Source organism: Nocardia sp. NPDC004722 (genome assembly GCF_053601505.1).
Map to the genome: position 1 here is coordinate 1 of NZ_JBSGBY010000291.1, position 10443 is coordinate 10443.

Consider the following 10443-nt stretch of genomic DNA (forward strand, 5'->3'; position numbering starts at 1 on the left):
GTGATCGACGCCGACACGGTGATCACCCACGACTTCGCCCTCGACAAGTATCGGCCAGCGCGCGCTCGCCGAAGACCGCCTCGGGTAGGACGGTCCGCTGCAGATCCGGATCGGCCCAGGCCAGTAGCACTTTCGCGGCCGAGCCGGCGGTCAGCGGCAGGCGGGCCCCGATGGGCACGGTGTCGCGCAGGCCCGCGGCGGGTTCCATGGCGGCCACGCAGACGCGGGCATTGCCGTCGCGGCGGTAGAGCTGGACGCTCTCGCCGGTGATCTCGCGCAGGCGCGGCAGGATGGTGGAAGCGGCGTCGAGCAGCGGGTCGCTGGCGGTTGTCGCGAGTTCCGACAGGGCCGGGCCCGGCCGCCACAAACCCTGGCTGTCGCGCGACAGCATGCGATGCGTCTCCAGGCCCACGGCCAGCCGGTGTGCGGTGGCGCGGGGCAGGCCGGTGCGGGCGCACAGCTCGTTGAGGCCGCAGGGTTGCTCGGCTACGGCGTGCAGGACTGCCATGGCTTTGTCCAGAACTCCGATACCGCTATGCTGTCTCATAGAACGATATTAGCGTCTCGCATGTTGGGAAATGCAAACCAGCCGCTCCCAGCTCGGACGCAGCGTTGATCGCAAGACAGCGCAAGCCTCGCGTCACCAGCCCGGGCGCGGGATTGTCTACCGAGAGGTGATGGAGCTATGGCCGACCGGCCACGCACTCTGGCGGAGAAGGTCTGGGACGAGCATGTCGTCGTTCGCGGCGGCGGCGAGGGTGAGAACCGCGAACCCGACCTCATCTATATCGACCTGCACCTGGTGCACGAGGTCACCAGTCCGCAGGCGTTCGACGGCCTGCGCGCCGCCGGTCGCCCGGTGCGCCGCCCGGATCTCACCATCGCCACCGAGGACCACAACGTCCCGACCATCGATATCGACAAGCCCATCGCGGATCCGGTGTCGCGCACCCAGGTCGAGACGCTGCGTAAGAACTGCCAGGAATTCGGTGTCCGCCTGCACCCCATGGGCGATCTGGATCAGGGCATCGTGCACGTGGTCGGCCCGCAGCTGGGCCTGACCCAGCCGGGAACCACGGTGGTGTGCGGTGATTCGCACACCTCCACCCACGGCGCGTTCGGCGCGCTGGCCATGGGCATCGGCACCTCCGAGGTGGAACACGTGCTGGCGACGCAGACTTTGTCGTTGCGCCCGTTCAAGACCATGGCCATCAATATCGATGGGCAGCTGCCCGAGGGCGTCACCTCCAAGGACGTGATCCTGGCGGTCATCGCGCAGATCGGCACCGGCGGCGGCCAGGGCTATGTGCTCGAATACCGCGGTGCGGCCGTGCGCTCCATGTCCATGGAGGCCCGGATGACCATGTGCAACATGTCGATCGAGGCCGGTGCCCGCGCGGGCATGGTCGCCCCCGACGAGGTCACCTACGAGTTCCTGAAGGGCCGTCCGCACGCCCCGGAGGGCGCGGACTGGGATGCCGCGGTCGCCGCCTGGGAGGCCCTGAAGACCGATGAGGGTGCGGTTTTCGACGCCGAGGTGCACATCGACGCCGCCGCGCTGACCCCCTTCGTCACCTGGGGTACCAACCCGGGACAGGGCCTGCCGCTGGGTGAATCGGTGCCGGACCCGGAGCAGATCTTCGACGAGAACGAGCGCGCGGCCGCCGAGAAGCCGCTGCAGTACATGGATCTGACGCCGGGCACCCCGCTGCGCGACGTGACCGTGGACACGGTTTTCGTGGGCTCGTGCACCAACGGCCGGATCGAGGATCTGCGCGCGGTGGCCGATGTGCTGAAGGGCCGTCACGTCGCGGACGGTGTACGCATGCTGATCGTGCCGGGCTCGATGCGGGTGCGGTTGCAGGCCGAGAACGAGGGTCTGGGCGAGATTTTCACCGCCGCGGGCGCGGAATGGCGCCAGGCCGGGTGCTCGATGTGCCTGGGTATGAACCCGGATCAGCTTTCCCCCGGTCAGCGTTGCGCCTCCACGTCGAACCGGAACTTCGAAGGGCGACAGGGCAAGGGCGGCCGTACGCACCTGGTCTCGCCGCTGGTCGCGGCGGCCACCGCGGTGCGCGGAACCCTGTCCTCACCTGCCGATCTGAACTGATCGCTTGCCCGCGGCGGCCCAGATCCGGCCGCCCCCACCGACTCAGGAGAATCAACGATGGAAGCCTTCAAGGTCCACAAGGGGATCGGGGTTCCGTTCCGCCGATCCAACGTCGATACCGACCAGATCATCCCGGCCGTCTATCTGAAGCGCGTTACCCGAACGGGTTTCGAGGATGGGCTGTTCGCGTCGTGGCGAACGGATCCGAACTTCATTCTGAACACCGAGCCCTACAAGCGCGGTAGTGTGCTGGTCGCTGGTCCGGATTTCGGGACCGGATCCTCACGTGAGCATGCCGTTTGGGCGCTCAAAGACTACGGGTTCCGGGTGGTGATCTCCTCCCGCTTCGCCGACATCTTCCGTGGGAACGCCGGTAAGGACGGTCTTCTGACCGCTCGGATGGCGCAGAGCGATGTGGAATTGCTCTGGAAGTTGCTCGAGGAACAGCCGGGTTTGGAATTGACGACCGACCTCGAGGCGCGAACCGTGTCGGCCGGAACGGTCGTGTTGCCGTTCGATATTGACGACTACACCCGGTGGCGGCTGCTGGAAGGGCTGGACGACATCGGCCTCACTCTGCGGCACAACGACGAGATCGGTCAGTTCGAAAACGCAAGGCCGACTTGGAAACCCGCTACCATTCCGGCCCGTATTTCGCAGACGTAATCATTGATGGGCGTTAGCTGAACGCCCGGAAACCAGGTAGCTGAGCGTGTGCCATGCGTCATGTATTTCCGCGTGGCACATAGACTCTTGCCCGCAAAGGGTTTACCGTGGTACCTAGTCGGTCCGACGACGGGCCATTAGTCTGCGGAGGATTCAATGAACAAGGCGGAACTGATCGATGTTCTGACCGAGAAGTTGGGTACTGACAGGCGCACCGCTACTGCTGCAGTCGAGCAGATGGTCGACACGATCGTGCGTGCTGTGAACAAAGGTCAGAGCGTCACCATCACGGGTTTCGGTGTCTTCGAACAGCGGAAGCGTGCCGCCCGGGTTGCTCGTAACCCGCGCACCGGCGAAACCGTCAAGGTGAAGCCGACTTCGGTGCCTGCCTTCCGTCCCGGCGCTCAGTTCAAGGCGATCATCGCCGGCAAGCAGAAGATCGCTTCGAGCGGCCCGGCCGTGAAGCGTGGTGTGGCTGCCCCGGTTTCGGGCAAGGCGGGTGCGAAGAAGACCACCGCCAAGAAGACGGCGAAGAAGGCCGCCACCAAGGCGCCGGCCAAGACCACCGCCAAGAAGGCCGCGTCGAAGGCTCCCGCCAAGAAGGCCACCGCCAAGAAGACGGCGGCGAAGAAGACGGTCGCCAAGAAGACCCCGGCCAAGGCCACCGCGGCCAAGAAGACCACGGTCGCCAAGAAGGCTCCGGCCAAGGCCGCTGCCACCAAGGCCACCGCCAAGAAGACGGCCAAGAAGGCTCCCGCCAAGAAGACCGCCGCCAAGCGCACCGCTCGCCGGTAAGCAGGCCACAACCCGTCTCTGACGGGGGTTTTCGAAGCAGGACGACATGTGAGACGGCCCGGCATCGCCGGGCCGTTTCGCATATTCAGGGGGCAATAGTCTTACGCGCCGGGGGTATTCGGCCGCTCACGGGCCGGTACAGCGGTGTTCCAAGGGTTCTCGGCCCGTCACGGGCGGATTCCGGGCCGTCAGCCCCGGGGGAGATCCGTCGGGGTCAGGTGGCGGTCGAGGTGGTCGGCGGCGACCAGGCGGCCCTGATGGAAAGACAGCACCCAGACGCTGCCCTTGCGGTTGCGAGCGGGCGGCAGCGTGATGCCGTCCGCGGCCGCCCAGGACGCCAGCAGGTCCGGAATCACCTTGCCCTGACTGGAGATCACCCGCACGACGTCGGCGGAGACCAGGTCGCGGGCGCGTTTCAGGGTGGCGTCGGGCGCTGCCGCATAACCGGATTCGGAGAACAGCGGCTCCAGTTCCACATCCACGCCCAGCTTCTCGGCCAGCGGGGTCACGGTTTGGACACAGCGGGCCGCTGGGGCGGAGACGATTTCGGCCGCCCCGAAGGCGAGCAGATTCGGCACCAGGGCGCGAGCCTGTGCGCGACCGGCCTTTTCGAGGGGGCGGGCGTCGTCGTCGGCCCCGTTGTAGCGGTCGTGGCGGCCGGCCTTGGCGTGCCGCACCAGCAGCAGGGTGGCGGTGTCGGCGGGCTGGCGCAGGAAGTTGCGGACGATGGTGCGGTCCATCGGATACGACAGCGCGTCCATGACGGTGTCGAGCCGACGCCAGTCCAGCACATCGACTTCCAGATTGGCTTCGAACTGCCCGTCGACGACCCGGGCGGCCCAGTAGTCGACTCGCTTGAGTTTGCGATGTCCGGTCACCGGATACGTCACGTGGCCCAGATAACGGCCCAGGCGCGAATTCAGGCCCGTTTCCTCGGCCACTTCGCGCACGGTCGTGATCACCGGCGTCTCACCGGGATCCAGCTTGCCCTTGGGCAGGGACCAGTCGTCGTACTTGGGGCGGTGTACGAGCGCGATCTCGATGGCGTCCGACGAACCCGAGCCGGTTCCCGGTGCGGGACGCCACAACACGGCCCCCGCCGCGAGAATATTGGCTTTGACCGGTGGGTCGGTGTATTCGGCGGCGGGGTCGGTGGTGGCTGGGCTCACGGGCGGTCCGGACGCCGCAGTCGCATGAGGTACTCCTGATGGTCGCGAATCTGCTCGCCGGGGATATCGGGATCGGGCTGGGCCTGCCAACCGCCGTCGGGGCGCAGCACCCAGCAGCGGGTGGCGGGATCCATGGCGGAGTCGAACATCCCGCCCAGCTGCTTGGCCAGCCGCGGATCCTTGACCTGTGCCAGCACTTCCACGCGCCGGTCCAGGTTGCGGTGCATCATGTCCGCCGAGCCGATCCAGTATTCGTTCTGCGCCTGGAAGTGCAGCACCCGTGAATGTTCCAGGTACCGGCCGAGAATCGAGCGCACCACGATGTTGTCGCTCATGCCGGGCACGCCGGGGCGCAGGCCGCAGATGCCGCGCACCACGATCTCCACCGGCACGCCTGCCTGGGAGGCGCGGTAGAGCGCGTCGATGACCTGCTCGTCGACGATGGCGTTGGCCTTCAGCCGGATTCGCGCGTCCTCGCCCTGGGCGGCGAGTTCCATCTCGCGCTCGATGCGCTCGATGATCCCGGCCCGCACCCCGATGGGGGCGACGAGCAGGTTGCGGTAGTTGGCCTTTCGCGAGTACCCGGTCAGCGAGTTGAACAGGTCGGTGAGGTCCGCGCCGATCTCCGGTGCGGCGGTGAGCAATCCGACGTCCTCGTACAGGCGCGCGGTCTTGGGATTGTAATTACCGGTGCCGATGTGGCAGTAGCGACGGATGGTGGCGCCCTCGCGGCGCACCACCAGGCAGGTCTTGCAGTGCGTCTTGAGCCCGACCAGGCCGTAGACCACGTGCACGCCCGCCTGCTCCAGTGCGCGAGCCCATTTGATGTTGGCCTGCTCGTCGAAGCGGGCCTTGATCTCGACCAGCGCGACCACCTGCTTGCCCGCCTCGGCGGCGTCGATGAGCGCGTTGACGATGGGGGAGTCACCGGAGGTGCGGTACAGGGTCTGCTTGATGGCCAGCACCTGCGGGTCGGCGGCGGCCTGCTCGATGAAGCGCTGCACGCTGGTGGAGAAGGAGTCGTAGGGGTGGTGCACCAGCACGTCGCCCTCGCGCAGGGCGGCGAAAACGTTTCGGGGCGTTTCGCGTTCGCCGAAGGCGGGCGGGGTGGCCGGGACGTAGGGGGCGTCCTTGAGATTGGGGCGGTCGACGCCGTAGACCTGCCACAGGCACGACAGGTCGAGCAGACCGGGCACCTGGATGACGTCGGCGGGGTCGACGTCGAGTTCGCGCAGCAGCAGATCGAGCATGTGCTCGGTCATGTCGTCGGAGACTTCCAGGCGCACCGGGGAACCGAAGCGGCGGCGGGCGAGTTCGCGCTCCAGGGCCTGCAGCAGGTCCTCGTCGCGGTCCTCCTCGACCTCGAGGTCGGCGTTGCGGGTGATGCGGAACGAATGCTGTTCCACCACTTCCATTCCCGGGAACAGCTGATCGAGGTGGGCGGCGATCAGTTCTTCCATCGGCAGGAAGGCGGCCACCGGCGAGCCGGGGGCGACACGGCGGACCCGCACGAAGCGATCCACGTTGTCGGGCACCTTGACTCGCGCGAAGTGCTCGCCACCGGTCACCGAATCCTTCACCGTCACGGCCAGATTCAGGCTCAGGCCGCTGATGTAGGGGAACGGGTGGGCCGGGTCGACGGCCAGCGGGGTCAGCACCGGGAACACCTGATCCTGGAAATACCCGGACAGGCGCTGCTTTTCGGTGTCCTCGAGCTCGGCCCAGCGGATGATCGCGATGCCCTCGTCGGTCAGCGCGGGCAGGATCTGGTCGAGGAAGACGCGGGCGTGCCGCTCGGCGATCTCCTGGGTGCGGACCTGGATCATCTCGAGCTGCTCGGTGGGCGAGAGGCCGTCGGCGGAGCGCACCGACAGGCCGGTCTCGGCGCGGCGCTTCAGCCCGGCGACACGGACCATGTAGAACTCGTCCAGATTCGACGCGAAAATGGCGAGGAATTTGGCCCGTTCGAGCAGGGGCTGGGAATGGTCCTCGGCCAGCGCCAGGACGCGCGCGTTGAAATCGAGCCAGCTCAGTTCCCGGTTCACATACCGGTCGGCCGGAAGCGGCGTGGCGGCGGTGGGCGGAGGGGTTGCCGCGGGCGGTGCCGCCGGTAGTAGCGGCGGTTGCTTGACGGTATCCGTATCGCTCACTCTCACGATCATTCCTTATGTCGCGGGTGGGGTGCCGAACTGACACCGTCCATTGCAGCGCAGATCACGCCGCGTCAGCACAGTGAAGACCCGGCTCTGCGCATATCTTCCGTTCCTCGACACGCCAGCGACACGCCGAATTCACGGAGCAGCGCACCGGTGGCCGTCCCGACGCCGAGCGCGGCGGCGCGCTCGAGGTCCGCGGCGGTGTCGACGTCCTGTCGCAGTCCGGGCCAGTCGCCCAGCAGTTCCACCGCGCCGTCGGCGATGTGCCGGCGCGCGGAGTCCGGACCGAACAGCGGGTTGAGCGCGGCGGCGTCGTCACGCACCAGCAGGGCGACGGTGCCGCTGCCCTCGTGATCGGCGACCACCGAGCGGCGATGCCCGGTGCTCGCGAGCATGTCGCCCAGTTCGGCCGGGCGCAGCGCGGGCAGATCCGCTTGCAGGGCAAGCAGATCGACCGGGCCGTGCCGATGCCGGATCGCCGCCGCCCCCGCCGCCAGCGCGGCATTGAGGCCGCTGGTGTGCGCGGGAACGATGTCGGGTTCGGGATGGACCGCCGCACCCAGCCCACGCACCAGCTCGGACACCGTCGGATCCGGCGTCACCACGGTCACCGACGCGATACCCGGCGTCGCAACCGCCGCCGTCACGGTATCGGTCAACATGGCCAGCACCAGCCGCGGCCGATGCTCCGCATCCAGCCGAGGCGACAATCTGCTTTTGGCGAGTCCGAGACTCTTCACCGCGATGACCGCGTGCACGGACGGACGCATGCCCGAATCCTCCCACTCGTAAGTGACGCGCGCGTGAGCGGCGTCGAATTTTCCGCTGTGGCCACACACGGCATGGCTCCCAGCATGCGCGCATATATTGATCTGATGGCAAGGGCAGCGGTGTTGGGAGCGGGGTCGTGGGGGACCGCGTTCGCGAAGGTGTTGGCGGAGGCGGGGACCGAGACCACGATGTGGGCTCGGCGGCCGGAGGTCGCGAAAGTGATAGCGGCCGAGCATCGTAACCCTTGGTATCTGCCGGAGGTGGCGTTGCCCGCGATGGCCGCCACCGATGATCCGGCGGTCGCGCTGGATGGCGCGGACATCGTGGTGCTGGCCGTTCCCTCGCAGTCGCTGCGCACGAATCTCGCGGCCTGGAAGGATCTGATCCCCGCCGACGCGACGCTGCTGAGCCTGGCCAAGGGCATCGAGACCGGGACGCTGCTGCGCATGAGTCAGGTCATCGCGGAGGTCAGTGGCGCGGACGCGAGCCGGATCGCGGTGCTGTCGGGGCCGAACCTGTCACACGAGATCGCCGCCGGGCAGCCCGCCGCGACCGTGATCGCCTGCCCGGATGTGGCGCGCGCGGAAGCGGTTCAGCAGGCCAGCGCCACCGGCTACTTCCGGCCCTACACCAATTCCGATGTGATCGGCTGCGAGATCGGCGGGGCCTGCAAGAACGTCATCGCGCTGGCCTGCGGCATCGCCTCGGGAATGGGGTTGGGCGACAACTCGATTGCCACCCTCATCACCCGCGGGCTGGCCGAGATCATCCGGCTGGGCGTCGCGGTGGGCGCGGAACCGGTCACCTTCGCGGGGCTGGCCGGTGTCGGAGACCTGGTGGCCACCTGCACCTCACCGCTGTCGCGCAATCGCTCCTTCGGGCACGCGCTGGGCGCGGGCGGATCCATGGAGACGGCCCTCGAAGCGACTCATGGACAGGTCGTGGAGGGTGTGAAGTCCTGCACATCGGTGCGGGCGCTGGCCGCCGCGCACGGGGTGGAGATGCCGCTGACCAATGCTGTGCACCAGGTGTGCCACGAGGGCATGTCGGCCGCCGAGGCGGTCGGGCAGTTGCAGGGCCGCCGCCTGAAATCGGAGTGACCGCGTAACACTGCCGCCATATTCGACCAGGTACGGTTCCGGGCATGACCAACAGGACCAGGGTGGCGGTGGTGTTCGGCGGCCGCAGCAATGAGCACGGGGTGTCGTGTGTTTCGGCGCGCACCGTGCTGGCGAGCCTCGATCCCGAACGGTACGAGGCGGTTCCGATCGGGATCACGCGCGAGGGCGCCTGGGTGCTCGGCGACGCGGACCCGCGCGCGCTGACCGCCTCGGACCGCGCGCTACCCACGGTCGACGAATCCGGTACCGCGCTGGCCCTGACCGCCGACCCGTCACGCGCGGGCGCGCTGGTGCCGCTGGACGGTAAGGCCGCGGTGCTGGGCACCGTGGACGTGGTGTTCCCGGTGCTGCACGGCGCGTTCGGCGAGGACGGCACGTTGCAGGGGCTGCTGGAGCTGGCCGAACTGCCCTACGTCGGTCCGGGCGTGCTGGCCAGCGCGGCCGGGATGGACAAGGAGTTCACCAAGAAACTCCTTGCCGCCGAAGGACTTCCGATCGGCATCCAGGTGGTGTTGCGCCCCGGCGTGGCCACCGTCGCCGACGCCGACCGCGAGCGTCTCGGGCTGCCGGTGTTCGTGAAGCCCGCCCGCGGCGGATCCTCCATCGGCATCACCAAGGTGGACCGGTGGTCCGATCTCGACGCCGCCATCGCCGTTGCGCGCGAACACGATCCGAAGGTGATCGTGGAGGCGGGCATCGTCGGGCGCGAAGTCGAGTGCGGCGTACTGGAATTCCCGGACGGCCGGGTGGAAGCCAGTGTGGTGGCCGAGATTCGGATGCCCGAGAACGACTCCGAGGCGCCCGACTTCTACGACTTCGACACCAAGTACCTCGACGACGTCTGCGAGTTCGACGTCCCGGCCAAGCTGGACGACGATGTGTCGCAGGAGATCCGGGAGCTCGCGGTGCGGGCGTTCCGGGCGCTGGACTGCCAGGGGCTGGCGCGGGTGGACTTCTTCGTGACCGCCGACGGGCCGGTCATCAACGAGATCAACACCATGCCCGGGTTCACCTCCATCTCCATGTACCCGCGCATGTGGGAGGCCACCGGCATCGGCAACCGGGAGCTGGTGAGCACGCTCATCGAGACCGCGAAGGCGCGCGGCACCGGGCTGCGCTGATCCTGCTTCGGGCACAGTCGAATCAGACTTCAGGCTGACGCCGGGCCCGCGGCGCTCGCGTAGCCTCGATCGGGTGATCGTGGCTATGACGATTCCGGGCCTGGCGATACTGATCATCGTGGTGTCGTTCGCGGATGTGGCCTACCGCAAGGTGACCGGCCGCACCGCGTTGCCGTGGATGCGCACCGACGGCGACGACCGCAAGGCGGCCGCCGTCGGGATGGAGCAGTTCGACGCGGTGTTCAACTCGGCCAGGCAGCACGAGATCGAACAGCGGCACTCGGTGCTCATGCACCGGGAGAATCCCGGCGACAATGACGACGGTGTGGATGTCGATCTCATCGCCGGGAAAGTCGTCCTGCGCAAGCCCTGAAGATAGAAGCCCCGAAAGATATATCTGTCAGTTCGGCAGCGGGTTCGGATCCATGTTCTGCTGCGGGATCGTCTGCTGGATGGCCGCCGAAATATCCTGCAGCGGAGTCGCACCGGCCTTGTCCGGGGTGGTCACCGCGATGTAGGTGCCGCGGTCCACCG

Annotated in this window: 10 protein-coding genes and 1 pseudogene; 6 read left to right on the forward strand and 5 right to left on the reverse strand. The window is 67.7% G+C overall.

What is annotated here, in order from left to right:
• Positions 1-40 precede the first annotated feature (40 nt).
• Positions 41-547, reverse strand: a pseudogene (locus ACWELQ_RS25810) (IclR family transcriptional regulator); the annotation flags it as partial.
• Positions 548-685: 138 nt separating this feature from the next.
• On the opposite strand from ACWELQ_RS25810, the gene leuC reads away from it, so the two are divergent.
• The 3 genes from leuC to ACWELQ_RS25825 all read left to right on the forward strand — a co-directional run bounded on the left by leuC (position 686) and on the right by ACWELQ_RS25825 (position 3571).
• Positions 686-2110 carry a 3-isopropylmalate dehydratase large subunit gene (leuC, locus tag ACWELQ_RS25815; protein WP_452399626.1) on the forward strand — a complete coding sequence of 475 codons (1425 nt, stop codon included), beginning with the start codon at positions 686-688 and terminating at the stop codon, positions 2108-2110.
• A gap of 57 nt (positions 2111-2167) precedes the next feature.
• Positions 2168-2776 (forward strand): 3-isopropylmalate dehydratase small subunit, encoded by a 609-nt coding sequence (leuD, locus tag ACWELQ_RS25820; protein ID WP_452399627.1) that lies wholly within the window; start codon positions 2168-2170, stop codon positions 2774-2776.
• Positions 2777-2932: 156 nt separating this feature from the next.
• Entirely contained in the window at positions 2933-3571 is a 639-nt protein-coding gene (locus tag ACWELQ_RS25825; protein WP_452399628.1) for an HU family DNA-binding protein, read from the forward strand.
• Between the two features lie 188 nt (positions 3572-3759).
• Here ACWELQ_RS25825 and ACWELQ_RS25830 read toward each other — a convergent pair whose 3' ends face one another.
• The 3 genes from ACWELQ_RS25830 to cofC form a co-directional block, all read right to left on the reverse strand.
• Positions 3760-4740 (reverse strand): NUDIX hydrolase, encoded by a 981-nt coding sequence (locus ACWELQ_RS25830; RefSeq protein WP_452399629.1) that lies wholly within the window; start codon positions 4738-4740, stop codon positions 3760-3762.
• Positions 4737-6902: an RNA degradosome polyphosphate kinase gene (locus ACWELQ_RS25835; protein ID WP_452399630.1), complete on the reverse strand. Its 2166-nt coding sequence runs from the start codon at positions 6900-6902 to the stop codon at positions 4737-4739. The genes ACWELQ_RS25830 and ACWELQ_RS25835 overlap by 4 nt, the downstream gene beginning before the upstream one ends.
• 62 nt (positions 6903-6964) lie before the next feature.
• Positions 6965-7666, reverse strand: a complete 702-nt coding sequence (cofC, locus tag ACWELQ_RS25840; RefSeq protein WP_452399631.1) for a 2-phospho-L-lactate guanylyltransferase — start codon at positions 7664-7666, stop codon at positions 6965-6967.
• A gap of 105 nt (positions 7667-7771) precedes the next feature.
• On the opposite strand from cofC, the gene ACWELQ_RS25845 reads away from it, so the two are divergent.
• The 3 genes from ACWELQ_RS25845 (at position 7772) to ACWELQ_RS25855 (ending at position 10282) form a co-directional block, all read left to right on the forward strand.
• Positions 7772-8767, forward strand: coding sequence for an NAD(P)H-dependent glycerol-3-phosphate dehydrogenase (locus ACWELQ_RS25845; RefSeq protein ID WP_452399632.1), 996 nt, complete (start codon positions 7772-7774; stop codon positions 8765-8767).
• Between the two features lie 44 nt (positions 8768-8811).
• Positions 8812-9909 (forward strand): D-alanine--D-alanine ligase family protein, encoded by a 1098-nt coding sequence (locus ACWELQ_RS25850; RefSeq protein WP_452399633.1) that lies wholly within the window; start codon positions 8812-8814, stop codon positions 9907-9909.
• A 73-nt stretch (positions 9910-9982) separates the two neighbouring features.
• Positions 9983-10282, forward strand: coding sequence for a DUF6191 domain-containing protein (locus ACWELQ_RS25855; RefSeq protein WP_452399634.1), 300 nt, complete (start codon positions 9983-9985; stop codon positions 10280-10282).
• 27 nt (positions 10283-10309) lie between these two features.
• On the opposite strand, the gene ACWELQ_RS25860 is transcribed toward ACWELQ_RS25855, so the two are convergent.
• Positions 10310-10441, reverse strand: coding sequence for a DUF3515 family protein (locus ACWELQ_RS25860; RefSeq protein WP_452399635.1), 132 nt, complete (start codon positions 10439-10441; stop codon positions 10310-10312).
• Positions 10442-10443 lie beyond the last annotated feature (2 nt).